Genomic DNA, 23,854 nt, shown 5'->3' on the forward strand with positions numbered 1-23,854 from the left:
CCATGGCATCGGTATTCGAATACGCCCCGGCCCCCGAGTCGCGTGCGATCGTCGACATCGCGCCCTCCTACGGCCTGTTCATCGACGGCGAGTTCGTCGAGGCGGCGGACGGCAAGGTCTTCAAGACCGTCTCGCCGTCCTCCGAGGAGGTCCTGTCGGAGATCGCGCAGGCCGGTTCCGAGGACGTCGACCGTGCGGTGAAGGCCGCGCGCCGGGCGTTCGAGAAGTGGTCGGCTCTGCCCGGCTCGGAGCGCGCCAAGTACCTGTTCCGCATCGCGCGGATCATCCAGGAGCGCTCCCGCGAGCTCGCCGTCCTCGAGACCCTCGACAACGGCAAGCCGATCAAGGAGACGCGCGACGCGGACCTCCCCCTGGTCGCCGCGCACTTCTTCTACTACGCGGGCTGGGCCGACAAGCTCGACCACGCCGGCTTCGGCGCGAACCCCCGGCCGCTGGGTGTCGCGGGCCAGGTCATCCCCTGGAACTTCCCCCTCCTGATGCTGGCGTGGAAGATCGCCCCAGCCCTCGCGACCGGCAACACGGTCGTCCTGAAACCGGCCGAGACCACCCCCCTGTCGGCGCTGTTCTTCGCGGACATCTGCCGTCAGGCGGGCCTGCCCAAGGGCGTCGTCAACATCCTCCCGGGCTACGGCGACGCGGGCGCGGCGCTGGTCGCCCACCCGGACGTGAACAAGGTCGCCTTCACCGGCTCCACGGCCGTCGGCAAGGAGATCGCCCGCACGGTCGCCGGGACCCGCAAGAAGGTCACCCTGGAGCTGGGCGGCAAGGGCGCCAACATCGTCTTCGACGACGCCCCCATCGACCAGGCCGTCGAGGGCATCGTCAACGGCATCTTCTTCAACCAGGGCCAGGTCTGCTGCGCGGGCAGCCGTCTGCTGGTGCAGGAGTCCATCCAGGACGAGCTGCTGGACTCCCTCAAGCGCAGGCTCTCCACGCTCCGCCTCGGCGACCCGCTGGACAAGAACACCGACATCGGCGCGATCAACTCCGAGGAGCAGCTCACGCGCATCACCTCGCTCGTCGAGCAGGGCGAGGCGGAGGGCGCCGAGCGCTGGTCCCCGGCGTGCGAACTGCCGGAGAGCGGCTACTGGTTCGCCCCGACGCTGTTCACGAACGTCACCCAGGCGCACCGGATCGCCCGCGACGAGATCTTCGGCCCGGTGCTGTCGGTGCTGACGTTCCGCACGCCGGACGAGGCGGTCGCCAAGGCCAACAACACGCCGTACGGCCTGTCCGCCGGCGTCTGGACGGAGAAGGGCTCGCGGATCCTGGCGGTCGCCAACAAGCTCCGCGCGGGTGTCGTCTGGTCCAACACGTTCAACAAGTTCGACCCGACCTCGCCGTTCGGCGGTTACAAGGAGTCGGGCTTCGGCCGCGAGGGCGGCCGCCACGGCCTGGAGGCGTACCTCGATGTCTGAGAAGTCCGAAGCGCGGCTCAGCGTGTTCAAGACCTACAAGCTGTACGTCGGCGGGAAGTTCCCGCGTTCCGAGAGCGGCCGGGTGTACGAGGTGAGCGACTCGAAGGGCAAGTGGCTGGCGAACGCGCCCCTGTCCTCCCGCAAGGACGCCCGGGACGCGGTCGTCGCGGCCCGCAAGGCGTTCGGCGGCTGGTCCGGGGCGACGGCGTACAACCGCGGCCAGGTCCTCTACCGCGTCGCCGAGATGCTGGAGGGCCGCCGGGACCAGTTCGTGCGCGAGGTGGCGGACGCGGAGGGCCTGGGGAAGTCCAAGGCGGCCGTGGTCGTGGACGCCACGATCGACCGCTGGGTCTGGTACGCGGGCTGGACCGACAAGATCGCCCAGGTGGTCGGCGGCGGCAACCCGGTCGCGGGACCGTTCTTCAACCTGTCCTCCCCCGAGCCGACGGGTGTGGTGGCGGTGGTGGCGCCGCAGGAGTCGTCGTTCCTGGGCCTGGTGTCGGTGCTCGCCCCGGTGATCGCGACGGGCAACACGGCGGTCGTGGTGGCGAGTGAGAAGGCCCCGCTGCCCGCGCTGTCCCTGGCCGAGGTGCTGGCCACCTCGGACGTCCCCGGCGGCGTGGTCAACGTCCTGTCGGGCCGCACGGCGGAGATCGCCACCCCGCTCGCCGCGCACCAGGACGTCAACGCGATCGACCTCGCGGGCGCCGACGAGGTGCTGGCGAAGGAGCTGGAGATCGCCGCGGCCGACAACCTCAAGCGCGTTCTCCGTCCACAGCCTGTGGATTACACGGAGACCCCGGGCATCGACCGCATGACGGCGTTCCTGGAGACCAAGACGGTCTGGCACCCCACGGGTTCGCTGGGCGCCTCGGGCTCCTCCTACTAGGAGCCCCACAGCCGGAGCCCCGGCCCTCCTCCGTCCGGGAGGGCCGGGGCTTCTTTCCGTGTGCGCGCCTACTGCTGCGAGAGCAGCCCCGCCGCCTGCCCCACCAGCGGGATGCTCTCGACCGACGGTGCCTGCGCGACCGGCCCCGTCAGCGCCTGGGACGTCATCGGCTTGAAGTCGGCGAGCTTGGTGCCGACGCCGTTGTCGAGCGGGTCGACTCCGGTACCGGCGAGCGGGTTGGGCTTGAGGCCCGCCACGGGGCCGGTGACGTAGCCGAGGGTGCCGGTGGTGGCCTGGAGGCCGGCCTGGGGGTCGATCCTGCCGAGGGAGGTGGGCCGGGTGTTGACCATGCCCAGGACCGACTCGGCGTCCGCCGCGGCCGTCGCCGTACCCGCTCCCAGTGCCGCTCCGGCGGTCGCGAGGACGGCCAGGGCGCGCCGGGCGGTCGGCTTCTTGGGAGAGTCGTGTCGGGCCATCGCTGCCACCTTACTGATGCACTCGGTAACCGAAACGACACAAAGGGTAGTTGAGGTGTGACGCGCGCATCAAAGGCGACCCGCGGGGTCGTACGGCCCCCGATGGATGCCTCACACTGGTGTCCCGTGAGTTCTCCTCTGCCCATACCGACGCGAGTCGTGCTGCTCTGCGGCCCCTCAGGCTCCGGCAAGTCCCTCCTCGCGGCCCGCTCCGGACTCCCGGTGCTCCGGCTCGACGACTTCTACAAGGAGGGCGACGACCCGACGCTGCCCCTGGTGGCGGGGAGTTCCGACATCGACTGGGACCATCCGGACTCGTGGGACGCGGACACGGCCGTCGCCGCGATCACCGAGCTGTGCCGCACGGGTCGTACGGACGTCCCCGTCTACGACATCGGGCTCAGTGCCCGCACCGGCGCCGAGACGGTCGACGTCGGGCGGACCCCGCTGTTCATCGCCGAGGGCATCTTCGCCGCCGAGATCGTCACGCGCTGCCGGGAGCTCGGCGTCCTCGCCGACGCGCTGTGCCTGAGCCGCGGCCCGGTGAAGACCTTCCGCCGCCGCTTCCTGCGCGATCTGAAGGAGGGCCGCAAGTCGGTCCCGTTCCTGCTGCGCCGCGGCTGGCGCCTGATGCGCCAGGAGCGCTCGATCGTCGCCCGCCAGACCGCGCTGGGCGCGCACGCCTGCGACCGCGACGAGGCGATGGGCCGCCTGGCGTCCGCCGCCGCGGGCCGCTGCGCGAACCTGCGCACGGCGGCCTGAGCGGACGGCCGGCACAAGAAACGGCAGGCACAAGAAAGCGGGACTGGACGGACCCCCCGGCCCTCCAGTCCCGCTCTTGTGCTCCCCCGTGTCCCCCACTTCCTGAGGAGACGCCCCCCAGCGCCTCCGCAGTTCCCCCGTGGGCCCCCTTGTGGTGCTCCCCCCCGAACCTTCAGGCGACGAGCTCGCCGAAGGCGTCCTCCTCGTCACGGCCGAAGCTGAGGACCTCGTCCTCGCGCAGCCGGCGGAGCGACCGCCAGATGCTGGACTTCACCGTGCCGACACTGATGTCGAGGATCTCCGCGATCTCCGGGTCCGTGCGGCCCTCGTAGTAGCGCAGGACCAGCATGGTGCGCTGGAGCTCGGGCAGCCGGGCCAGCGCCTGCCACAGGACCGCGCGCAGCTCGGTGCCGCGCATCGCGTCCGTGTCGCCGGGCGTCTCCGGCAGTTCCTCGGTCGGGTACTCGTTGAGCTTGCGGCGCCGCCAGGCGCTGATGTGCAGGTTGGTCATGGTGCGGCGGAGGTATCCGCCGACCGCGGCCTTGTCACTGATCCGGTCCCACGCCCGGTAGGTCGAGAACAGCGCGCTCTGCAGCAGGTCCTCGGCCTCGAAGCGGTCGCCGGTCAGGTGGTAGGCGGTGGCGTACAGGGAGGCGCGGCGCTCCTGGACGTAGGCGGTGAACTCCGCCTCCGTCAGCGAACGACGCTCCCCCGAGCCCTCCCTGTACGCGGCTCCCCCGTGAGCCGCCCCCGTCCCCTTGCTGTCCCCCGTGTGCGCGTCAACCACCGTCATGAACGCGGTGTGCTGACGCCCGGCGCCGCGAGCGCACCCCCGCCCGCTCACGGCACCGGACTTCTCCGAGCCCCGGTGCACGTCGTGGAGACGCGTGATCACTGCGCTGGTGGTGGTGCCGTGCAGCGTGTTCATCTCGCGCCCCCCGTCGTGGACTTACCGGTGTGCGGCCCGCCGGTCGGGCGGGCTTCCTTGCCTGTGCCGAAAAGCTTGCCGCCGCACTTTCATGGCCGTGTCCGCCGACTGTCACAGACCTGTCACAGGGGTCGGCCACAGGGCGCCCACACCTCGTACACAGGCGTCGGCGGCAGGCGCGGGACCCATCTCGGCCCACAGGTCGAACCCCGTGCCCTCCATGGGCCAGAATGAGCCCGTGCCTTCCCTGTTGCTGATCGAGGACGACGACGCCATCCGGACGGCCCTGGAGCTCTCTCTGACGCGCCAGGGTCACCGCGTGGCGACCGCTGCCAGCGGTGAGGACGGTCTGAAGCTGCTGCGCGAGCAGCGGCCGGATCTGATCGTGCTGGACGTGATGCTGCCCGGCATCGACGGGTTCGAGGTGTGCCGGCGCATCCGGCGCACGGACCAGTTGCCGATCATCCTGCTGACCGCGCGCAGCGACGACATCGACGTCGTCGTCGGGCTGGAGTCCGGCGCCGACGACTACGTCGTCAAGCCGGTGCAGGGGCGGGTGCTCGACGCCCGGATCCGGGCCGTGCTGCGGCGCGGCGAGCGGGAGTCCAACGACGCGGCGACGTTCGGCAGCCTCGTCATCGACCGCTCGGCGATGACCGTGACGAAGAACGGCGAGGACCTCCAGCTCACGCCGACCGAGCTGCGGCTGCTGCTGGAGCTGAGCCGGCGGCCGGGACAGGCGCTGTCCCGGCAGCAGCTGCTGCGGCTGGTGTGGGAGCACGACTACCTGGGTGACTCGCGGCTGGTGGACGCCTGTGTCCAGCGGCTGCGCGCCAAGGTCGAGGACGTGCCGTCGTCCCCGACGCTGATCCGTACCGTGCGGGGTGTCGGCTACCGGCTGGATCCGCCTCAGTGACACAGCCGCACCAAGGGGGGGACCGCGGCTGGACCGCGGCGCGCAAGGGAGTTTCGTCGCGGCTGCGCTTCACGAGCCTGCGGCTGAGGTTGGTCCTCGTCTTCGGCCTGGTGGCCCTGACGGCGGCCGTGTCCGCGTCCGGCATCGCGTACTGGCTCAACCGGGAGGCGGTGCTCACCCGCACCCAGGACGCCGTGCTGCGCGACTTCGAGCAGGAGATGCAGAACCGGGCGAGCGCGCTGCCCGAGCATCCGACGCAGGACGAGCTGCAGCACACCGCGGGCCAGATGGCGGGCAGCGACCAGCGCTTCAGCGTGCTGCTGGTCGCCCGCAACGCCGACGGTCAAACCGTCTACGGCAGCTCCGGCGGGCTGAGCGGCTTCTCGCTGCGGGACGTGCCGGTCTCGCTGCGCACGGCGGTGAACAGGACGCAGAAGATCGACGGGGCCAACAAGCACCCGCATCACCTGTACTGGCAGCGGGTCATCGACCACGACACCCCGTACCTGGTGGCCGGCACGCGCGTGATCGGCGGCGGCCCGACCGGGTACATGCTGAAGTCGCTGGAGCCGGAGGCCAAGGACCTCAACTCGCTGGCCTGGTCGCTGGGCATCGCCACGGCCCTCGCGCTGATCGGCTCGGCGCTGCTCGCGCAGGCCGCCGCGACGACCGTGCTGAAGCCGGTGCAGCGCCTCGGCGCGGCCGCGCGGCGGCTCGGCGAGGGCAAGCTGGACACCCGGCTCAGGGTGTCCGGGACGGACGAACTGGCCGATCTGTCGCGGACGTTCAACAACGCGGCCGAGGCGCTGGAGAAACGCGTCGCCGACATGGCCGCGCGGGACGAGGCGTCCCGGAGGTTCGTGGCGGACATGAGCCATGAGCTGCGTACGCCGCTGACCGCCATCACCGCCGTCACGGAGGTGCTGGAGGAGGAGCTGGAGGCGGAGACCGGCAGCATGGACCCGATGATCGAGCCGGCCGTCCGGCTGGTGGTCAGCGAGACGCGGCGGCTGAACGACCTGGTCGAGAACCTGATGGAGGTCACCCGCTTCGACGCGGGCACCGCCCGGCTCGTCCTGGACGACGTCGACATCGCCGACCAGATCACCGCCTGCATCGACGCCCGCGCCTGGCTGGACGCGGTCGAGCTGGACGCCGAGCGCGGCATCCACGCCCGCATCGACCCGCGCCGCCTGGACGTCATCCTGGCCAACCTCATCGGCAACGCGCTCAAGCACGGCGGCTCCCCGGTGCGGGTGTCCGTACGGGAGGCGGACGACTCGATCGTCATCGAGGTGCAGGACCACGGGCCCGGCATCCCCGAGGACGTCCTGCCGCACGTCTTCGACCGCTTCTACAAGGCGAGCGCCTCCCGGCCGCGCTCCGAGGGCAGCGGCCTGGGCCTGTCCATCGCCCTGGAGAACGCCCACATCCACGGCGGTGAGATCACCGCGGCCAACTCGCCCGACTCCGGCGCGGTGTTCACCCTGCGGCTCCCGCGCGACACGTCGGCGGCGGCGGACCCGCCCGCCGAGGGCGAACAGAAGCCGGAGAAGGACGCCGACCGGCCGCGGGGCGAGGACTCGAAGGGGGACGCCTGATGCACGTACGACGTCCACGGGCCGCGGGTGCCACGCGTGTCCGCCGCGACGGCCCGGCGGCCCGCGCGAGGGCCGTGTCCCGTCTGGTCGCCCTGCCCGCACTCGCCCTGCTGCTCGCCGGCTGCGGCATCCGGGCCACGGAGGTGCCGACGAACTTCGGGCCCGCGCCCTCGCGGGTGCGGTGCTCGCTGTCCGAGCCGGACGTGTCGACGCAGGCCGCCCGGGGGCTGCCGGTGCAGGTGTTCCTGCTGTGCGGGTCCTCGCTCGTGACCGTCGACCGGACCGTGCGGGTCCCGGACGGCGCGGCCGACTCCGAGCGGCGCATGCTGGTGGCGCAGGGGCTGCTGGACCAGCTCGCGCAGCCGCCGTCGCCCGCCGAGAAGGAGGCGGGCTACAGCACGGACGTACGCGGCGGCATCACCGTGGGCCGGCCCCGGCCCGGCGACCCGGAGGAGACGCTGCGGCTGAGCATGGCGCCCGGCGGCCTCACCTCGTACGCGCTCGCCCAGGTCGTCTGCACCTTCTCCGACTCGGCCGCCGCCCAGGGCGACGGCTCCGTGGTCCTGGGCGGTCCCGGTGCCGGGCCGCCGCGCCGCTACGAGTGCACCGACGAGGTACGGGCCCGCCCGGGCAGCACGGAACCGCCGTCGAAGGACGTCGCCGGGGAGTGAGCCGGGCGGGCTGTGGCGCATGCCTCACAGCCGTACCGGGGGTCATCCCGGAACCGATCCTGCCGGAGGCCGCGTCTAGGGGGGCGTGCAGCGTCAAGGCTCCATCGGCGGCAGCGCCGCGTTCCGCATCCGTGTGACAGGAGGTGTCCTCCTCGTCGCACACCTCGCGTTCGTCGCCTGGTTCACGCTGCGGCCGCTGGACGTTCCCTGGGTGATGCCCGCCAACCTGCGGCCGTTCGCCGGTGTCAGAGCCGATCTCGCCCTGGGCTGGCCGGAGGCGGCCCGCCACATCGGCGAGAAGCTGGCCCTGCTCGCCCCGCTGGGCGTGCTGCTGCCGATGGCGAGCGGCAGGCTGTTCGTCTCGCCGCTGGCGTCCCTGCTGCGCACCGTCGCGGCCGGCGCCCTGATGTCGCTGGGCATCGAACTGCTGCAGACCGGCGTTCCCGGCCAGGTCGTCGACGTCGACTCGCTGTTCCTGAACACCGCGGGCGTGGCCCTCGCGCACCTCGCGCTGGTTCCCGCCGGACGCACCTGGCTGCGCCGCCGCACCACCGCGGGCCCGCCCCGCGCGCCCCTGGCCCCGGAGGAGCCGGCTCAGGGTCGGACCCCGACGATTCCCAGGGTCGGGATCGCCCCGTGGAGCGACGCTTTGCCCCCTTCGTCTCCGTAGCGTGGAGTGCAGATGGGGTACTCGGAGGAGAGGCCTCACGCACCGACGCTGAAGGAGTCGCACATGTCCCGCCTCGCCCGCCCCACCCACGGCCGCATGATCGGCGGAGTGTGCGCCGCGCTGGCCAAGCGCTTCGGCACCTCCGCGACGACGATGCGGGTGATCTTCCTGGTCTCGTGCCTGCTGCCCGGCCCGCAGTTCCTGCTGTACATCGCGCTGTGGATCCTGCTGCCCGCCGAGGACAAGGTGCGCGACAAGGCGCAGACGGCCTGGTAACGCCCGTACGCGAGAACGCCGATGGGGCGCACACCCTGTCTCCAGGGGTGCGCCCCATCGGCGTGTGTGTCCGCCTCGGCGGGAGGGGTCAGCCGACCGGAACGCCGTTCACCGGCAGGCCGTGCGTGGGCAGGCCCTGCACCGGGAGCCCGCCGAGCAGCTTGGCGGCCGGGCCGGTCGGGCCCTCGGCGAGCAGCTGCTCGGCGACGGGCTGGGCGGCGGCGAGACCGGCGCTGGTCGCCGTCTGACCCTGGCCCAGCGCCTCGCCCGAGCCCGGCAGCGTCTGGGAGAGCTGCTCCGCCGGGAGCGCCGCGGTGACGGTCTCCAGCGTCCGGGCGGTGTCCGGCAGGGCCGGGGCGGCGGCGTTGGCGGCCCCCGCACCGGCGGCGGCGAAGGCGGCACCGAGAGCGGCGACACCGAGGGACTTGGCAGCAGACTGCTTCATGAAATGCGTCCTCGTAATGGGATGACGGGGTGTGTGAGCGGTCCAGCGACCGTAGTCACGCCGCGCCATCCGCCGCAAACATCGAAATGCGGACGGATTGTGAACGCCGCCCGCATTCCCTGCGCCCGGATGCGCTCCCGCTCAGCCCTCCGAATTCGCAGAACCGCTGGTAGAGGCGGTCTGCCGGAACAGCCATTCGGATTTCAGCTCGGCATAACCGGGCTTGATCACGTCATTGATCATGGCGAGTCGTTCATCGAAAGGAATGAACGCTGATTTCATCGCATTGACGGAGAACCACTGCATGTCGTCGAGCGTGTAGCCGAATGCCTCGACAAGGTGCTCGAATTCCCGGCTCATGCTGGTGTGGGACATCAGGCGATTGTCCGTGTTGACCGTGGCCCGGAAGTGCAGCCGACGCAGCAGCCCGATGGGGTGCTCGGCGTAGGAGGAGGCGGCCCCGGTCTGGAGGTTGGAGCTCGGGCACAGCTCCAGCGGGATGCGCTTGTCCCGGACGTAGGAGGCGAGCCGCCCCAGTTCGACGCTGCCGTCCTCGTGGACCTGGATGTCGTCGATGATGCGCACGCCGTGCCCGAGCCGGTCGGCGCCGCACCACTGCAGGGCCTGCCAGATGGACGGCAGCCCGAACGCCTCGCCGGCGTGGATGGTGAAGTGGTTGTTCTCGCGCTTGAGGTACTCGAAGGCGTCCAGGTGCCGGGTGGGCGGGTAGCCGGCCTCGGCACCCGCGATATCGAAGCCGACGACGCCCAGGTCGCGGTAGCGGTTGGCGAGTTCGGCGATCTCCAGGGCGCGGGCCGCGTGCCGCATGGCGGTGAGCAGGGCGCCGACGCGGATGCGCAGGCCCTTCTCCCGGGCGCGGCGCTCCCCTTCCCGGAAGCCCTCGTTGACGGCCTCGACGACCTCTTCCAGGCTCAGACCGCCCGCCAGGTGCTGCTCGGGGGCGTAGCGCACCTCGGCGTAGACGACGCCGTCCGCGGCGAGGTCCTCGGCGCACTCGGCGGCGACCCGGAACAGGGCTTCGCGGGTCTGCATGACGCCGACGGTGTGCGAGAACGTCTCCAGGTACCGCTCCAGGGAACCGGAGTCGGCGGCCTCGCGGAACCAGATGCCGAGCTTCTCCGGATCCGCGTCGGGGAGCTGGGAGATGGGGGCACCTCCCACGCCTTTAGGGCTGTGGGGGACGCTGTCGCGGGCGAGTTCGACGATCGTGGCCGGGCGCAGGCCGCCGTCGAGGTGATCGTGCAGCAGGACCTTGGGCGCCCGGTGGATCTGGTCCGGTGTCGGGGTGTTCGCGATGGTCTGGCTCGTCATTTCCGCACTCTAACTCCTACGCGCGTAGATCGCGCGTGCTCGGAAGGTTGACGTTTTCGTCGATACGTAACGGTGACCCCGAGGACGGGTCGAGTACACCCGCGCTTCTGACACTGTTCTGTCATGGCACACCAAGCGACGCCGGTTCGCAGGGCCCGGCTGGGCAGGTCACTCGGTCCGGAGCCGACGGCGGTGAGCGGCGTGGTGCTGCTGCTGCCCGGCGGTGACGAGGTCTCCGGCCGCAGACCGTCGCCGCTGCTGGCGACGGCCTCCGTGCGGGCCCTGGGACGACGGCTGGCCCGGGCGGGCCGGGATGAGGGCCTCGCCGTGCACGTGGTGCACTACCGCTGCCGCGGCTGGAACGGCAGCGAGGCGAATCTCGCACGGGACGCGGCCTGGGCGGCCGACGAGGTCGTACGGCGTTACGGAGACGTCCCCGTCTGCCTCGCCGGGCTCGGGATGGGCGGCCGGGCGGCGCTGCGCGCGGGCGGGCACGAGGCGGTCAACTCCGTGCTGGCGCTGGCCCCTTGGCTGCCGGAGGAGGATGTGGCGGCGCCGCCCGAGCCGGTGAAGCAGCTGGCAGGGAGGCAGGTGCTGATCGTGCACGGCACGAACGACGGGCGGACGGATCCGGAGTTGTCGTTCCGGCTGGCGGCGCGGGCGAAGAAGGCGAACCGGGACGTGTGCCGGTTCGAAGTGCACGCGGACGGGCACGGGTTGCACCAGTACCGGGACGAAGTGCTGGCGTTGGCCGAGGACTTCGCGATGGGGGCCTTGTTCGGGCGGGCCGTGTCCCGGCCGGTGCGGGATGCGCTGGCCGCGCCGCCGCCGTTGGGGTTGCGGATGCCGTTGGCTGCGGGGTTCAGTCCTTCGCGGCGGTAGCGCCGTTTTTGGTGCCTGTTGTTTTCGGGGTGCGGGTTCGTGGGGGTTGCTCGCGCAGTTCCCCGCGCCCCTGACTAGGGCAGCAAGCTGCCCCTTCGTGAGAGCAGGAACCTCTTGAAGGCTGCTACGGGGGGTGTGTCCGGCCTGCCCTCCAGCCAGGCCACGCCGATCTCGCGGGCCGCTCGGGGGGCCGTCACCGTCAGTTCCACGACTCCGGGGCGCGGGACCGCCGGCGGGGGCAGGAGAGCCACCCCCAGGCCCGCCGCCACCAGGCCCCTCAGGGTCTCTGCCTCCTCCCCCTCGAAGGCGATGCGCGGCTTGAAGCCGGCCTCCTTGCAGAGGTCGTCGGTGATGCGGCGGAGGCCGTAGCCGGGTTCGAGGGTGACGAACACTTCGTCCGCGGCCTCGGCGAGGCGGATGCGGCGGCGGCCCGCGAGGGAGTGGTCGGCGGGCACGACCAGGCGGAGCTTCTGCTCGTCCAGGCGGCGGGCGACCAGACCGGGGGCGTCCGGGACCGGGGAGGTCAGGCAGAGGTCGAGCTCGCCCGCGCGCAGACGTTCGAGCATGGCCTCGCCGTAGTTCTGGACGAGGCTGAAGCGCACGCGCGGGTGATCGGCGCGGAAGGCCTGGAGGAGGCCGGGGACCGTCTCGGCGCCCATGGTGTGCAGGAAGCCGAAGGCGACCTTGCCGGTGGTGGGGTCGGCGTCGGCGCGCACCTCCTCGGCGGCGCGCTCGATCTCGGCCAGGGCGCGTTCGACGGAGGTCAGGAAGGTGCGGCCGGCCGGGGTGAGGGAGACCGTGCGGCCGTGGCGGGCGAAGAGGTCGACGCCCAGGTCCTGCTCCAGGCGGGCCATGGAGCGCGACAGGGTCGACTGCGGGACGTTCATCTCCTGCGCGGCCCGGGTGACGTGCTCGGTGCGGGCGACGCCGGCGAAGTACGCGAGGCGGGGAGCCAGCACCTTCGACATCTCCGCCGTGTCTTCTGTGTCACCGGATGGTGACAGGCGAGGCTGTGAACTCGGTTGATGCACCATGGGAACGATTATGACCGTTCCATGCATTGGACGGATCAGTGGCGGCGTACGTACTTTCGAGGCATGTCTCCCGCCAGTACCGGGGCGTCCACCACCGTGGGCGCCGCTGCCTCCGCCCCTGCCGTCGACTCACGTATGTCCCCGGGCGGGCCCGGCTACCGCCGAATGAGCCTCGCCCTGTTCCTCGCGGGTGTCGCGACCTTCGCGCTGCTGTACTCGACACAGGCGCTGCTCCCGCTGATCTCCGGCGAGTTCGGGGTGGCGGCGAGCGACGCGAGCTGGACGGTGGCCGCCGCGACGGGCGGGCTGGCGCTGTTCGTGCTGCCGATGAGCGCCCTGTCGGAGCGCTTCGGACGGCGTACGGTCATGACGGCCTCGCTGGCGGTGGCGGTGACCCTCGGACTGCTGGTGCCCTTCGCCCCCTCCCTGGGCGTCCTGGTCGCGCTGCGGGCGCTCCAGGGCGCGGCCCTGGCCGGGCTGCCGGCGTCGGCGACCGCGTATCTCGCCGAGGAGGTCAGCCCCAAGGCGCTGATCACCGCGATCGGGCTGTTCGTCGCGGGCAACAGTGTCGGCGGAATGAGCGGCCGGGTCATCACCGGCTGGGTCGCGCAGGAGTGGGGCTGGCGGGTCGCCGTCGGTGTCATCGGCGCGATCGCCGTCGCCTGCGCGGTGGCCTTCCGGGTGCTGCTCCCGGCGCCGCGGAACTTCCAGGCCGGTTCCCTGCGGCCGCGCGTGCTCGCCCGCACGGTCCGCGACCACCTGTCCGACCCGCTGCTGCGCCGGCTGTACGCGATCGGCGCGCTGTTCATGACGGTGTTCGGCGGTGTGTACACGGTCATCGGCTACCGGCTGACCGAGGCCCCGTTCTCGCTGCCGCAGGGAATCATCGGCTCGATCTTCCTCGTGTACCTCGTCGGTACGGTGTCGGCGTCGACGGCCGGACGCCTGGTGGGCCGGCTGGGCCGCCGGGGCGCGCTGTACGCGGCGGGCGGTACGACCGCCACGGGCCTGCTGCTGTCCCTCGCGGGCTCCCTCCCGCTGGTCCTGCTGGGCCTGGTCCTCATCACCGGCGGTTTCTTCGCGGGCCACGCGGTGGCCTCCTCGGCGGTCAGCAAGACGGCCTCCCACGGCCGCGCGCAGGCCTCGGCGCTGTACCAGTCCGCGTACTACGTCGGCTCCAGCGCGGGCAGCACGGTCGGCGCCCTCGCCTTCCACGCGGGCGGCTGGCCGGGGACCGTCGGGGTCGGGCTGCTGGCCGTGCTCGGCGTCGTGACGATCACGGTGTTCGGGACGCGGGCGGCGCGGAGGACGCAGCGCAGGCTCGCCGCGGCCGCCTGAGAAGCCGGGAGCCCTACCCGGCACACCGAGCCGTTCCCCCTGGTCGGGGCCGGTTGTCAGTGGGTGCGGACAACGTCCGCGTCCGCTGACCACCGGATTCGACCAGGGGGATTGTGCATGGATTTCCGCATCGACCGTACGGCGTTCGCCGAGGCCGTGGGCCAGGCGGTACGGGCGCTGCCCGCCCGGGCGCCGGTGCCGGTGCTGGGCGGGCTGCTGCTGGAGGCGGACGCGGGGCGGCTGGCCGTGACGGGGTTCGACTTCGAGGCGGCGGTGCGGGTGGAGGCCGATGCGGAGGTCGCCGCGGCCGGACGGGTGCTCGTGCCGGGGCGGCGGCTGCTGGAGGTCTGCCGGGTGCTGCCCGAGGGGCCGGTGAGCTGTGCGCTGGAGGCGTCGCGGTTCACGGTGGAGGCGGACGGGACGCGCTTCGGGCTGTCGACGCTGCCGCTCGCCGAGTACCCGGCCCTGCCCGCGGCGCCCGCGCCGGGCGGCACGGTGGACGCCGGCGCGTTCGCGCATGCCGTCGCGCAGGTCGCGGTCGCGGCCGGGCGCGACGAGACGCTGCCCCTGCTGACGGGCGTCCAACTGCGCCTGGCGGACGGGGAGATGACGCTGTCGGCCTCCGACCGCTACCGGTACGCCGTGCGGCGGCTGGAGTGGCAGCCGGGGGCGGCGGTCCGGGACGGCGCGGTGGAGGCGCTGCTGCCCGCGCGGCGGTTGCTCGACCTCGCGCGCTCGCTGGGCCGGTGCGGTGACGTGGTGATCGGGTGGGAGCCGGGCGGGGGCGGTGGTCTCGTCGGGTTCGAGGGCGGGCGGACTCGGACGGCGCTGCGGCAGCTCGACGGGCGGCTGCCGGCGTACAAGTCGCTGTTCGACATGGCGGGGGCCGCGGTCGCCGAGGTGGAGTGCGCGGCGCTCGCGGAGGCGGTGCGGCGGGTCGCGGTGGTGGCGGAGGCGAACAGTCCGGTACGGCTGGACTTCTCGGCCGACGGCTCCGTGCAGTTGCGCGCGGGCTACGGGGACGACGTGGCGGCCCAGCGGCTGCCGGCCGTGCTGAGCGGCGCCGAGGAGGTGCCGGTGGCGTTCAACCCGGCCTATCTGCTGGACGCGCTGACGTCCTTCGAGAGCCCCCGGGTGCGGCTGGAGCTGCTGGGGGCGGGACAGCGGGCGCTGCTGCACGCCGTGGACGAGCAGGGGGCGGCCGCCGGGGCGCACCGGCATCTGCTGATGTCCGTGAAGCAGCTCGTGTGAGGCGGCCGGGCATGGGGTGCAGCTGCTGTGAAGGGGCGCGGGCGTGCCCGGAACCACCGTGGATCACCGCTGCTGACCTGCGCGTTCGTCCGCTCGGGGGGCCGTTGTCAGTGGGCTGCGGTAGCTTCCGAAGTGCTGGGGCGCGAAGGCGCGTGAACAGAACTTCCACAGGGGTGGGCGGGATGGCGAACGGCACGGCGACACCGACGGATCTGGACACCAGGCTGGAGGCACACCGCACCGAGCTGACGGGGTACTGCTACCGGATGCTCGGCTCCTCCTTCGAGGCCGAGGACGCGGTGCAGGACACGCTGGTCCGCGCCTGGCGCAGCTACGACAAGTTCGAGGGCCGCTCCAGCCTGCGCTCCTGGCTCTACCGCATCGCGACGAACGTGTGCCTGGACATGCTCACCGCGGGAAACAAGCGCGCCAGGCCCATGGACCTCACCGATTCCACCCCGCTCGCCCAGGCGGCCCTCTCCCCCCGACCGGACAACACCTGGCTGGAGCCCATGCCGGACGCCCGCGTGCTGCCCACGACCGACGACCCCGCGGAGGCGGCGGTCGCCAAGGAGTCCGTGCGGCTCGCCTTCATGGCCGCCCTGCAGAAGCTGCCGGCCAAGCAGCGGGCCGTGCTGATCCTGCGCGAGGTGCTGGCCTGGAAGGCCAGCGAGGTCGCCGAGCTGCTGGACACATCGGTGGCGTCGGTCAACAGCGCCCTCCAGCGGGCCCGTGCCACCCTCGCCGAGCGGGAGGAGCCGGGCGCGGAAGCGGCCGTTTCGGACCCGCTGGACGAGGACCAGCAGAAGCTGCTCGACCGCTACGTCGCGGCCTTCGAGGGCTACGACATGACGGCGCTGACGGCCCTGCTGCACGAGGACGCGGTCATGACGATGCCGCCGTTCGACCTGTGGCTGACCGGCGTGCGGGACATCACCGGCTTCATGACCACCCTCGGCGCGCCCTGCGCGGGCTCGCGGCTGGTGCCGGTGCAGGTCAATGGCCTGCCGGGGTTCGCGCAGTACAAGCCGGACCCGGAGAAGGGCGGCTTCTCGCCGTGGGCGGTCCAGGTGCTGGAGATCTCAGACGGCCGGATCACCGGGTTCCACTGCTTCCTCGACACCCAGCGCTGGTTCCCGCTCTTCGGCCTGCCCCTCCACCTCGAAGCGGAGGCCGACCAGGTCGAGGAGCCCGCGTAGGGCCGGGTCGGGGTCGCGCAGCCTGATCCGGCCGCCGGCCCGGCGGGCGGCCAGCTGCAGCCGCGCCAGCAGGTCCACGGTGGCGAGGCCCGGTGGCCCCAGGCCTCCGACATCGCACACCACGACCCGGGCGCCGCTGCCGTGCAGCAGTGCCCGTACGTCGTCGCTCAGCCCGCTCACCTCGTCCCGGGTGACGGAGCCGGGCAGTACGAGCACGGGCGGTGTCATGGCGTCCACGATCGGTAGACCGCGCGGGCGGTGGTAACTCATCGCGGCTGTCCGTCCTCTCGGCGCCGGAGATCACATTGACCCGGGTACGGCCTTCCCCGGAGGGTTGGCTGTATGCCCCATGCATCCGCTCCTCCCGCGCTGTCCGATGCCCTCTTCGCCGGGGAGGAGCCGACGTGCAGGGCGTGCTGAGCGGGTTCGCGGTCATCGCCGTCGTCATCGGCGTCGGCTATCTGATCGGCCGCCGGGGGTATCTGGGGGACGGCGGCCGCGAGGTCCTCACGAAGCTCGCGTTCCACGTGGCCTCCCCCGCCCTGCTCTTCACGACGCTCGCCCGGGCCGACCTGTCGGTGATCTTCTCCGACCGGCTGCTGGTGACGGCGATGAGCACGGCGGTGGCGGCGGGGGTCTTCGTGGCGGTGGGCGCCGCCCGCGGCTGGGGAGTGGGCCGGACGACGATCGGCGCGCTGTGCTCCAGCTACGTCAACTCCGGGAACCTCGGCATCCCGATCGCCGTGTACGTGCTGGGCGACGCGTCGCTGGTCGCGCCGGTGCTGCTGTTCCAGCTGGTCGGTGTCACGCCGGTGGCGCTCACGGTCCTGGACCTGGCGCAGGGCGGTGGGAAACGGCCGCTGTGGCTGCGTCTGCTCACTCCGCTGCGCAACCCGATAGCCCTGGGCTCCCTGGCCGGTGTGGCGGCCTCCGCGTCGGGCCTCGATGTCCCGGGTCCCCTGATGGACCCCCTGACCCTGATCGGCAACATGTCGGTCCCGGCCGTGCTCCTCGCCTTCGGCATCTCGCTGCGCGGCAGCACGCTGCCCCTGCGGGGTGCGGAACGGGCTCCCGTGCTGCTCGCCGTTGCGTTGAAGTCCTTTGCCCAGCCCCTGGCCGCCTGGGCCCTGGCAACGGGCGTCTTCGGCCTCCACGGAGCACCCCTGCTCGACGTGGTGGTGACGTCCGCCCTGCCGGCGGCGCAGAACCTGTTCACGTACGCGAGCAGCTACCGGGTGGGAGAGGTACTCGCCCGAGAGGCGATCTTGCTGTCGACGGTGCTGGCGGTGCCGGTTCTGGTGGTGGTGGCGGCGTTGCTCGGATGAATCAGGCCCCGTGGAATGAGCCGGTGTCGAGTTCGAGACCGAAGGGCGCCGGAAGCCTGATCCGCTCCCCGAACTTGCCGGCCTGCAGCAGGCGGTAGACGCCTTCCTTCGGCTCCCCGTACAGCGTCACCGTCGGCCCGCCCGGTGCCAGGCCGTCCACCAGGAGATACAGCGGCACCCCTGCCTCGGCGTAGCCTGCGGCCTTCGCCGTGCGGTCGTGACGGGCCGTGGCCTTCGAGGTGATCTCGACTGCGAGTCGGGCGACGGCAGCGGGCACGAAGGTGTCGTGGCCCCTGGCCGGCATCTCCGGTACGACGACGAGGTCGGGCACGTAGAGGCCCAGCCGGGCTGGAACGGCCGTACCCAGCCGCTGGAAGATGTGCCAGTGCTCGGGAATCACCCCGGAGAGGCGTCGGTGGATGCTTTCGGCGATGCGGTGGTGAGAGGTCGCGGCGAGAGTCGTCACCGTGACGATCCCGTCGATGATCTCCACCTTGCAGCCCTTGGGCGCCTGCGTCTGTTCCCAGACCCACAGCAGTTCGTCCCAGTGAGTGTCGGCCTTGAGGTAGTCACCGTCGAGCACGCTCATGGCGTCATTGAACACACTGAACGGGACCGGCGGCGGTCCACCGGTCCCGTTCACCCGAAAGGGAAACCCCCTGCTCAGGCGATACGTTCCAGCACCACCGGCGACGCCGTGAAGGCCGTGCCCGGCGCTGCGATGTCGTACGAGCCCTCCACCGACTGGAGCGCGTACTCGAAGCGCTCGGGGGTGTCCGTGTGGAGGGTCATGAGGGGCTGGCCCTCGGTGATCTGGTCGCCGGGCTTGGCGTGGAGTTCCACGCCCGCGCCCGCCTGGACCGGGTCCTCCTTGCGAGCACGGCCCGCGCCCAGGCGCCACGCGGCGACGCCGATGCCGTAGGCGTCGAGGCGGGTGAGGACACCCGAGGCCGGGGCCTTGATCACGTGCTGCTCACGGGCCACCGGCAGCTCCGCGTCCGGGTCGCCGCCCTGGGCCGCGATCATGCGCCGCCAGACGTCCATCGCCGAGCCGTCGGCCAGGGCCTTCGCCGGGTCGGCGTCCACGCCCGCCGCGTCGAGCATCTCGCGGGCCAGGGCGATCGTCAGCTCGACCACGTCCGCCGGGCCGCCGCCCGCCAGGACCTCCACCGACTCGCGGACCTCCAGGGCGTTGCCCGCCGTCAGGCCGAGCGGGGTCGACATGTCCGTGAGGAGCGCGACCGTCTTCACGCCGTGGTCCGTGCCCAGGCCGACCATCGTGGAGGCCAGTTCCCGGGCGTCCTCGATCGTCTTCATGAAGGCGCCCGTGCCGACCTTCACGTCCAGGACGAGCGAGCCCGTGCCCTCGGCGATCTTCTTCGACATGATCGAGGAGGCGATCAGCGGGATGGCCTCGACCGTGCCCGTGACGTCGCGCAGCGCGTAGAGCTTCTTGTCGGCGGGGGCCAGGCCGTCGCCCGCCGCGCAGATCACCGCGCCCGTGGTGTCCAGGACGTGCAGCATCTCCTCGTTGGAGAGCAGCGCCCGCCAGCCGGGGATGGACTCCAGCTTGTCCAGCGTGCCGCCGGTGTGGCCGAGGCCGCGGCCCGAGAGCTGCGGGACGGCCGCGCCGCAGGCGGCCACCAGGGGCGCCAGCGGCAGGGTGATCTTGTCGCCGACGCCACCCGTGGAGTGCTTGTCCGCCGTCGGGCGGGACAGGGACGAGAAGTCCATGCGCTCGCCGGAGGCGATCATCGCGGCGGTCCAGCGGGCGATCTCACGGCGGTTCATGCCGTTGAGCAGGATGGCCATCGCGAGGGCCGACATCTGCTCGTCGGCCACCTCCCCGCGGGTGTACGCGTCGATGACCCAGTCGATCTGCTCGTCGCCGAGTTCGCCGCGGTCCCGCTTGGTGCGGATGACGGAGATGGCGTCCATGGCCATGGCTTGGCTTTCCTTCCGGACGTACGGGGTGAAGCGTACGGAGAAATCGTGCGGCCCCTCCGAGGCGTGAGACGTGGCCGACTCGGAGGGGCCGTACGGGAGTTACTTGGTGAGGTGCCCGGGTCCGAAGGCCTGGGGCAGCATCTCGGACAGGGGCAGGATGCCCGCCGGGGTCTCCAGCAGCAGCTCGGCGCCGCCGAACTCGTACAGCAGCTGCCGGCAGCGGCCGCACGGGACGAGGATCTCGCCCCGGCCGTCGACGCAGGTGAAGTGCGTCAGCCGGCCGCCGCCGGTGTTCTGCAGCTCGGAGACCAGTCCGCACTCGGCGCACAGGCCGAGGCCGTAGGAGGCGTTCTCGACGTTGCAGCCGGAGACGATCCGGCCGTCGTCGACGAGGGCCGCCACGCCGACCGGGTAGCCGGAGTACGGGGCGTACGCCCGGGACATGGCGTCCCGGGCCACCTCGCGCAGCCGCCCCCAGTCGACGTCGGTCACTTGCCCTGTCCCTTCCGGTACGGCATGCCGTTCGCCCGCGGCATCCGCAGCCGCTGGGCGGACAGCGCGAGGACCACCAGGGTGATGACGTACGGCGTGGCGGAGACGACCTGGTTCGGGACCTCGTCGGTGCTCGCGTACCAGGCGAACACCAGGGCGCCGGAGATCAGGGTGACCACGGCCGGGACGTACTTCTTGCGGACGATCAGCCAGATCGCGCCGATGATCAGCAGCAGCGCGCCGAGCAGCAGCAGGGCGTGGACGTTGGCGGAGCCGCCGCGCAGGTTGAGGCTGTCGGTGTAGCCGAACAGGCCCGCGCCGAGGGCGAGGCCGCCCGGCATCCAGTTGCCGAAGATCATCGCCGCGAGACCGATGAAGCCGCGGCCGCTGACCTGGCCCTCCAGGTAGAAGGGGTTGGCCACGATGGACAGGAAGACACCGCCGAGGCCGGCCAGGCCGCCGGAGATGACGACGGCGATGTACTTGTACTTGTAGACGTTGACGCCGAGGGACTCGGCGGCCACCGGGTTCTCGCCGCAGGAGCGCAGCCGCAGTCCGAACGCCGTGCGCCACAGGATCCACCAGGTGGCGGGGATCAGCGCGACGGCGATCAGGGTCAGCCAGGAGACGTTGGTGACCAGGCCGCCGAGCAGGCCGGCGATGTCGGAGATCAGGAACCAGCCCTTGTCGTTGAGCTCCCTGAGACCGTCGGAGAGGCCCGGCACGGTGAAGTTGCCGAGGGACTCGACCGCCGGGGACTGCTTGGCGGAGCCGCCCGCGTGGCCCTCGAAGGCCAAGGGCGCGAGGTAGCGGGTGGCGCCGAGGGCGAGGATGTTGATCGCCACACCGGAGACGATGTGGTTGACGTTGAAGGTGACGGTGACGAAGGCGTGCAGCAGGCCGCCGAGGCAACCGCCGATGATGCCCACCAGGACGCCCGTCCACGGGCCCCACTGGAAGCCGGCCCAGGCGCCGAACCAGGTGCCGAGGATCATCATGCCCTCGAGGCCGATGTTGACCACGCCCGCGCGCTCGGCCCACAGGCCGCCGAGACCGGCGAGGCCGATCGGCACGGCGAGCTGGAGCGCGGTGGACATCTGGCTGACGTTGGTGATGCCGTCGGCGCCGGTGACGATGCGGACGATCGAGGTGAGCGCCAGTCCGCCGGCGATGATCAGCAGCAGGACGGGCAGCGACAGGCGGCGGCCGGTCGGCGCCGCGGGCTGCAGCGTGGGCTGGTTGAGGTCGGTCACGGTGGTCATCGGCCAGCCACCTCCTTCGTGGTGTTGTTGGTGCCGAGGACGTGACCGGCGGCCAGTTCGGCGCCGACCCGGCGCTGCTGGCGGCGCAGGCCCCATTCGCGGACGGCCTCGTAGGAGACGACGACCGAGAGCACGATCAGGCCCTGCATGATGACCGCGATCTCCTTGTCGTAGCCGTGGAAGTCCAGCTCGGGCGAGGCCTTGTCGAGCCAGGCCCACAGCAGGGCCGCGAAGGCGATGCCGACGGGGCTGTTGCGGCCGAGCAGGGCGATGCCGATGCCGAGGAACCCGATGCCGGTGGGGAAGTTCAGGCTGTAGGTGTGGGTGTCGCCGAGCAGGATCGGCAGACCGGCCAGGCCCGCGATGCCGCCGGAGAGCAGCATGGCGGTGAGCACCATGCGCTTGGGGTCGACGCCGCTGGCCGCCGCCGCGGTCTCCGAGGCGCCGGAGGCGCGCAGGTCGAAGCCGAAGCGGGTGCGGTTGAGGACGACCCAGTAGCCGATGCCGAGCAGGACGGCGAGCAGCACCAGGCCGTAGATCTCGCCGGCCGCGCCCATGTCGATGCCGGGGATCCAGCCGGACTCGTGCATCTCGCCGGTGGTGTTGTTGTTGCCGACCTTGACGCCGAAGACGTTCGGCAGCCACAGGTAGGCGATCACGGAGGTGGCGATCGCGTTGAGCATGATCGTCGCGACGACCTCGCTGACGCCGCGGGTGACCTTGAGGACACCGGCGATGCCGGACCAGAAGGCGCCGGTGAGGACGGCGGTCAGGAGCAGCAGCGGGACCTGGATCGCGGCCGGCAGGTTCATGTGGGCGCCGACAATAGCGGCCATCATGGCGGCGAGCTGGTACTGGCCGTCGACGCCGATGTTGAACAGGTTCATCCGGAAGCCGATGGCCACCGCGAGCGCCGCGATGTAGTACATCGAGGCCTGGTTGATGATCAGGACCTGGATGTCGGAGAACGACGCCTGCTCGAACATGAGGGCGAACGGCTCGACCGGGTTCTTGCCGGACGCGACCAGCACGATCGCGCTCAGCACGAAGGCCACGGCGAGCGCGATGACCGGTCCGGCCACCGCGAGGAGCACGCGCTCCTTGTCGAACTTCTTCATCAGCGGGCCTCGTCTTCCGGAGACGCGGGGGACTCGGGGGTCTCCGCCGGGGTCTCGGGGGTCTCTGCGGCGGTCTCTTCGTGCTCGAGGTGCCCGGTGGCGGCGCCGGTCATGGCCGAGCCGAGTTCCTCGGGGGTGATGGTGGCCGGGTCGGCGTCCGCGACCAGCTTGCCGTTGTAGATCACGCGCAGCGTGTCGGACAGGCCGATCAGCTCGTCCAGGTCGGCGGAGATCAGCAGCACGGCCAGGCCCTCGCGGCGGGCCTCGCGGATGTGGTCCCAGATCGCGGCCTGCGCGCCGACGTCCACGCCGCGGGTGGGGTGGGCGGCGATGAGGAAGCGCGGCTTGTGGCTCATCTCGCGGCCGACGATCAGCTTCTGCTGGTTGCCGCCGGACAGGGAGGCGGCGGTGACGTCGATGCCGGGGGTGCGCACGTCGTAGGCCTCGACGATGCGCCGGGTGTCCTCCTGGGCCGCCTTCGGGTCCAGCCAGACGCCCTTGGCCAGCGGCTTCTCGGTGACGTGGCCGAGGATGCGGTTCTCCCAGAGGGGGGCCTCCAGGAGCAGGCCGTGGCGGTGCCGGTCCTCGGGGATGTAGCCGATGCCCTGCTCGCGGCGCTTGCGGGTGGCCCAGTCGGTGATCTCCTCGTCGGCGAGCCGGATGGTGCCGGAGTCGGCGGCCTTCAGGCCGATGAGGGCGTCGACGAGCTCGGTCTGGCCGTTGCCCTCGACACCGGCGATGCCGAGGACCTCGCCCGCGTGGATGGTGAAGCTGATGTCGTCCAGGAGGGCCTTGCCGCCGGGGGCGGCCAGGCGCAGCTTGTCGACGCTGATGACCGGGCGGTCGGTGACCGTGGACTCGGCCGTCTCGGGCGTGGGCAGTTCGCTGCCGACCATCATCTCCGCGAGCTGGCGCGGGGTGGTCTCGGCGGGGACGGCCGTGCCGACGGTGGTGCCGCGGCGGATGACGGTGATCTCGTCGGCGACGGAGAGCACCTCGCCGAGCTTGTGCGAGATGAAGATGACGGACAGGCCCTCGGAGCGCAGTTCGCGCAGGTTGGCGAAGAGGGCGTCGACCTCCTGCGGCACGAGCACGGCGGTCGGCTCGTCCAGGATGAGGGTGGTGGCGCCGCGGTAGAGGACCTTGAGGATCTCCACGCGCTGGCGGGCGGCGACGCCGAGTTCCTCGACGAGGAGGTCGGGCTTGACGCCGAGGCCGTAGCGGTCGGAGAGCTCCTTGATCTTGCGGCGGGCCTTGGCGCCGATGCCGTAGAGCTTCTCGCTGCCGAGGACCACGTTCTCCAGGACCGTGAGGTTGTCGGCGAGCATGAAGTGCTGGTGGACCATGCCGATGCCGCGGGCGATGGCGTCGGCCGGGGACGAGAAGGCGACCTGCCGCCCGTCGACGGCGATGGTGCCCTCGTCCGGCTTCTGCATGCCGTAGAGGATCTTCATCAGGGTCGACTTGCCGGCGCCGTTCTCGCCGACGAGGGCGTGCACGGTGCCCTTGCGGACGCTGAGGTGGATGTCGTGGTTGGCCACGACGCCCGGGAAACGCTTGGTGATCCCGGCGAGTTCGACAGCGGTCACCGATTCGTTGAC

The 23,854-nt window shown here is 71.7% G+C and carries 25 protein-coding genes; 13 read left to right on the forward strand and 12 right to left on the reverse strand.

Annotated features, from left to right (window positions below):
• Positions 1–2 precede the first annotated feature (2 nt).
• Together ABZ948_RS01270 and ABZ948_RS01275 are read left to right on the forward strand one after the other, a co-directional pair.
• Entirely contained in the window at positions 3–1,439 is a 1,437-nt protein-coding gene (locus ABZ948_RS01270; RefSeq protein WP_359756152.1) for an aldehyde dehydrogenase family protein, read from the forward strand.
• Complete coding sequence (locus tag ABZ948_RS01275) at positions 1,432–2,328, forward strand: aldehyde dehydrogenase family protein (protein WP_359756154.1); 897 nt, start codon at positions 1,432–1,434, stop codon at positions 2,326–2,328. The genes ABZ948_RS01270 and ABZ948_RS01275 overlap by 8 nt, the downstream gene beginning before the upstream one ends.
• Before the next feature lie 68 nt (positions 2,329–2,396).
• Here the strand turns inward: ABZ948_RS01275 and ABZ948_RS01280 are convergent, their stop codons facing one another.
• Positions 2,397–2,804 (reverse strand): hypothetical protein, encoded by a 408-nt coding sequence (locus ABZ948_RS01280; protein WP_359756155.1) that lies wholly within the window; start codon positions 2,802–2,804, stop codon positions 2,397–2,399.
• Positions 2,805–2,861: 57 nt separating this feature from the next.
• Between ABZ948_RS01280 and ABZ948_RS01285 the strand changes: the two genes are divergently transcribed.
• Complete coding sequence (locus ABZ948_RS01285) at positions 2,862–3,566, forward strand: uridine kinase family protein (RefSeq protein WP_435857443.1); 705 nt, start codon at positions 2,862–2,864, stop codon at positions 3,564–3,566.
• Between the two features lie 172 nt (positions 3,567–3,738).
• On the opposite strand, the gene ABZ948_RS01290 is transcribed toward ABZ948_RS01285, so the two are convergent.
• The gene (locus ABZ948_RS01290) at positions 3,739–4,494 is read right to left on the reverse strand and encodes a SigE family RNA polymerase sigma factor (protein WP_359756159.1); all 756 of its coding nucleotides are present in this window, start codon (positions 4,492–4,494) and stop codon (positions 3,739–3,741) included.
• A 238-nt stretch (positions 4,495–4,732) separates the two neighbouring features.
• Here ABZ948_RS01290 and afsQ1 point away from each other — a divergent pair, with 238 nt between their 5' ends.
• From afsQ1 to ABZ948_RS01315, 5 genes are all read left to right on the forward strand, one after another.
• Positions 4,733–5,410 carry a two-component system response regulator AfsQ1 gene (afsQ1, locus tag ABZ948_RS01295; RefSeq protein ID WP_010048893.1) on the forward strand — a complete coding sequence of 226 codons (678 nt, stop codon included), beginning with the start codon at positions 4,733–4,735 and terminating at the stop codon, positions 5,408–5,410.
• Positions 5,407–7,011, forward strand: a complete 1,605-nt coding sequence (locus ABZ948_RS01300) for an ATP-binding protein (RefSeq protein WP_359756161.1) — start codon at positions 5,407–5,409, stop codon at positions 7,009–7,011. The genes afsQ1 and ABZ948_RS01300 overlap by 4 nt, the downstream gene beginning before the upstream one ends.
• Entirely contained in the window at positions 7,011–7,682 is a 672-nt protein-coding gene (locus tag ABZ948_RS01305) for a hypothetical protein (RefSeq protein WP_359756163.1), read from the forward strand. The genes ABZ948_RS01300 and ABZ948_RS01305 overlap by 1 nt, the downstream gene beginning before the upstream one ends.
• An 85-nt stretch (positions 7,683–7,767) precedes the next feature.
• Entirely contained in the window at positions 7,768–8,352 is a 585-nt protein-coding gene (locus tag ABZ948_RS01310; RefSeq protein ID WP_359756164.1) for a VanZ family protein, read from the forward strand.
• A 63-nt stretch (positions 8,353–8,415) separates the two neighbouring features.
• Complete coding sequence (locus ABZ948_RS01315) at positions 8,416–8,628, forward strand: PspC domain-containing protein (RefSeq protein WP_359756166.1); 213 nt, start codon at positions 8,416–8,418, stop codon at positions 8,626–8,628.
• An 88-nt stretch (positions 8,629–8,716) separates the two neighbouring features.
• Here ABZ948_RS01315 and ABZ948_RS01320 read toward each other — a convergent pair whose 3' ends face one another.
• A complete protein-coding gene (locus ABZ948_RS01320) occupies positions 8,717–9,073 on the reverse strand; it encodes an ATP-binding protein (RefSeq protein WP_351347259.1) in 357 nt (118 codons plus the stop codon).
• A 141-nt stretch (positions 9,074–9,214) separates the two neighbouring features.
• Positions 9,215–10,405 (reverse strand): adenosine deaminase, encoded by a 1,191-nt coding sequence (locus ABZ948_RS01325; RefSeq protein ID WP_359756169.1) that lies wholly within the window; start codon positions 10,403–10,405, stop codon positions 9,215–9,217.
• Between the two features lie 123 nt (positions 10,406–10,528).
• Between ABZ948_RS01325 and ABZ948_RS01330 the strand changes: the two genes are divergently transcribed.
• A complete protein-coding gene (locus ABZ948_RS01330) occupies positions 10,529–11,287 on the forward strand; it encodes an alpha/beta hydrolase (protein ID WP_359756170.1) in 759 nt (252 codons plus the stop codon).
• Positions 11,288–11,361: 74 nt separating this feature from the next.
• On the opposite strand, the gene ABZ948_RS01335 is transcribed toward ABZ948_RS01330, so the two are convergent.
• A complete protein-coding gene (locus ABZ948_RS01335; protein ID WP_359756172.1) occupies positions 11,362–12,321 on the reverse strand; it encodes a LysR family transcriptional regulator in 960 nt (319 codons plus the stop codon).
• 63 nt (positions 12,322–12,384) lie between these two features.
• Here ABZ948_RS01335 and ABZ948_RS01340 point away from each other — a divergent pair, with 63 nt between their 5' ends.
• The 3 genes from ABZ948_RS01340 (at position 12,385) to ABZ948_RS01350 (ending at position 16,109) form a co-directional block, all read left to right on the forward strand.
• Positions 12,385–13,659, forward strand: a complete 1,275-nt coding sequence (locus tag ABZ948_RS01340; RefSeq protein WP_359756173.1) for an MFS transporter — start codon at positions 12,385–12,387, stop codon at positions 13,657–13,659.
• Positions 13,660–13,776: 117 nt separating this feature from the next.
• On the forward strand, positions 13,777–14,910 hold the full coding sequence (gene dnaN, locus ABZ948_RS01345) for a DNA polymerase III subunit beta (protein ID WP_359756174.1): 1,134 nt from the start codon (positions 13,777–13,779) through the stop codon (positions 14,908–14,910).
• A 182-nt stretch (positions 14,911–15,092) separates the two neighbouring features.
• Positions 15,093–16,109: a sigma-70 family RNA polymerase sigma factor gene (locus ABZ948_RS01350; protein ID WP_359756176.1), complete on the forward strand. Its 1,017-nt coding sequence runs from the start codon at positions 15,093–15,095 to the stop codon at positions 16,107–16,109.
• On the opposite strand, the gene ABZ948_RS01355 is transcribed toward ABZ948_RS01350, so the two are convergent.
• Positions 15,993–16,379 carry an STAS domain-containing protein gene (locus ABZ948_RS01355; RefSeq protein ID WP_359756177.1) on the reverse strand — a complete coding sequence of 129 codons (387 nt, stop codon included), beginning with the start codon at positions 16,377–16,379 and terminating at the stop codon, positions 15,993–15,995. The genes ABZ948_RS01350 and ABZ948_RS01355 overlap by 117 nt on opposite strands.
• 134 nt (positions 16,380–16,513) lie before the next feature.
• Between ABZ948_RS01355 and ABZ948_RS01360 the strand changes: the two genes are divergently transcribed.
• Positions 16,514–17,434 (forward strand): AEC family transporter, encoded by a 921-nt coding sequence (locus ABZ948_RS01360; RefSeq protein WP_359756178.1) that lies wholly within the window; start codon positions 16,514–16,516, stop codon positions 17,432–17,434.
• 1 nt (position 17,435) lies between these two features.
• Here ABZ948_RS01360 and ABZ948_RS01365 read toward each other — a convergent pair whose 3' ends face one another.
• The 6 genes from ABZ948_RS01365 to ABZ948_RS01390 all read right to left on the reverse strand — a co-directional run bounded on the left by ABZ948_RS01365 (position 17,436) and on the right by ABZ948_RS01390 (position 23,842).
• The gene (locus ABZ948_RS01365) at positions 17,436–18,023 is read right to left on the reverse strand and encodes a Uma2 family endonuclease (RefSeq protein ID WP_359756179.1); all 588 of its coding nucleotides are present in this window, start codon (positions 18,021–18,023) and stop codon (positions 17,436–17,438) included.
• A gap of 74 nt (positions 18,024–18,097) precedes the next feature.
• Positions 18,098–19,372, reverse strand: coding sequence for a thymidine phosphorylase (locus ABZ948_RS01370; protein ID WP_359756392.1), 1,275 nt, complete (start codon positions 19,370–19,372; stop codon positions 18,098–18,100).
• 108 nt (positions 19,373–19,480) lie between these two features.
• Positions 19,481–19,873, reverse strand: coding sequence for a cytidine deaminase (locus tag ABZ948_RS01375; RefSeq protein WP_359756180.1), 393 nt, complete (start codon positions 19,871–19,873; stop codon positions 19,481–19,483).
• Positions 19,870–21,135, reverse strand: coding sequence for an ABC transporter permease (locus ABZ948_RS01380; protein WP_359756182.1), 1,266 nt, complete (start codon positions 21,133–21,135; stop codon positions 19,870–19,872). The genes ABZ948_RS01375 and ABZ948_RS01380 overlap by 4 nt, the downstream gene beginning before the upstream one ends.
• Positions 21,132–22,253: an ABC transporter permease gene (locus ABZ948_RS01385; protein WP_031119825.1), complete on the reverse strand. Its 1,122-nt coding sequence runs from the start codon at positions 22,251–22,253 to the stop codon at positions 21,132–21,134. Before ABZ948_RS01385 ends, ABZ948_RS01380 begins: the two co-directional genes overlap by 4 nt.
• Complete coding sequence (locus ABZ948_RS01390) at positions 22,253–23,842, reverse strand: ABC transporter ATP-binding protein (protein ID WP_359756184.1); 1,590 nt, start codon at positions 23,840–23,842, stop codon at positions 22,253–22,255. Before ABZ948_RS01390 ends, ABZ948_RS01385 begins: the two co-directional genes overlap by 1 nt.
• Positions 23,843–23,854: the final 12 nt, after the last annotated feature.

This window comes from Streptomyces olindensis, assembly GCF_040645895.1.
Taxonomy (GTDB): Bacteria; Actinomycetota; Actinomycetes; order Streptomycetales; family Streptomycetaceae; genus Streptomyces; species Streptomyces olindensis.

What these genes read in the sequence shown, in the direction of transcription:
- ABZ948_RS01270 (WP_359756152.1), top strand. Translation starts at nt 3, where the DNA reads ATGGCATCGGTATTCGAATACGCCCCGGCCCCCGAGTCGCGTGCGATC.
- ABZ948_RS01275 (WP_359756154.1), top strand. Translation starts at nt 1,432, where the DNA reads ATGTCTGAGAAGTCCGAAGCGCGGCTCAGCGTGTTCAAGACCTACAAG.
- ABZ948_RS01280 (WP_359756155.1), bottom strand. Translation starts at nt 2,804, where the DNA reads ATGGCCCGACACGACTCTCCCAAGAAGCCGACCGCCCGGCGCGCCCTG.
- ABZ948_RS01290 (WP_359756159.1), bottom strand. Translation starts at nt 4,494, where the DNA reads ATGAACACGCTGCACGGCACCACCACCAGCGCAGTGATCACGCGTCTC.
- ABZ948_RS01305 (WP_359756163.1), top strand. Translation starts at nt 7,011, where the DNA reads ATGCACGTACGACGTCCACGGGCCGCGGGTGCCACGCGTGTCCGCCGC.
- ABZ948_RS01315 (WP_359756166.1), top strand. Translation starts at nt 8,416, where the DNA reads ATGTCCCGCCTCGCCCGCCCCACCCACGGCCGCATGATCGGCGGAGTG.
- ABZ948_RS01320 (WP_351347259.1), bottom strand. Translation starts at nt 9,073, where the DNA reads ATGAAGCAGTCTGCTGCCAAGTCCCTCGGTGTCGCCGCTCTCGGTGCC.
- ABZ948_RS01325 (WP_359756169.1), bottom strand. Translation starts at nt 10,405, where the DNA reads ATGACGAGCCAGACCATCGCGAACACCCCGACACCGGACCAGATCCAC.
- ABZ948_RS01330 (WP_359756170.1), top strand. Translation starts at nt 10,529, where the DNA reads ATGGCACACCAAGCGACGCCGGTTCGCAGGGCCCGGCTGGGCAGGTCA.
- ABZ948_RS01335 (WP_359756172.1), bottom strand. Translation starts at nt 12,321, where the DNA reads ATGGTGCATCAACCGAGTTCACAGCCTCGCCTGTCACCATCCGGTGAC.
- ABZ948_RS01340 (WP_359756173.1), top strand. Translation starts at nt 12,385, where the DNA reads ATGTCTCCCGCCAGTACCGGGGCGTCCACCACCGTGGGCGCCGCTGCC.
- dnaN (WP_359756174.1), top strand. Translation starts at nt 13,777, where the DNA reads ATGGATTTCCGCATCGACCGTACGGCGTTCGCCGAGGCCGTGGGCCAG.
- ABZ948_RS01350 (WP_359756176.1), top strand. Translation starts at nt 15,093, where the DNA reads ATGGCGAACGGCACGGCGACACCGACGGATCTGGACACCAGGCTGGAG.
- ABZ948_RS01355 (WP_359756177.1), bottom strand. Translation starts at nt 16,379, where the DNA reads ATGAGTTACCACCGCCCGCGCGGTCTACCGATCGTGGACGCCATGACA.
- ABZ948_RS01365 (WP_359756179.1), bottom strand. Translation starts at nt 18,023, where the DNA reads ATGAGCGTGCTCGACGGTGACTACCTCAAGGCCGACACTCACTGGGAC.
- ABZ948_RS01370 (WP_359756392.1), bottom strand. Translation starts at nt 19,372, where the DNA reads ATGGACGCCATCTCCGTCATCCGCACCAAGCGGGACCGCGGCGAACTC.
- ABZ948_RS01380 (WP_359756182.1), bottom strand. Translation starts at nt 21,135, where the DNA reads ATGACCACCGTGACCGACCTCAACCAGCCCACGCTGCAGCCCGCGGCG.
- ABZ948_RS01385 (WP_031119825.1), bottom strand. Translation starts at nt 22,253, where the DNA reads ATGAAGAAGTTCGACAAGGAGCGCGTGCTCCTCGCGGTGGCCGGACCG.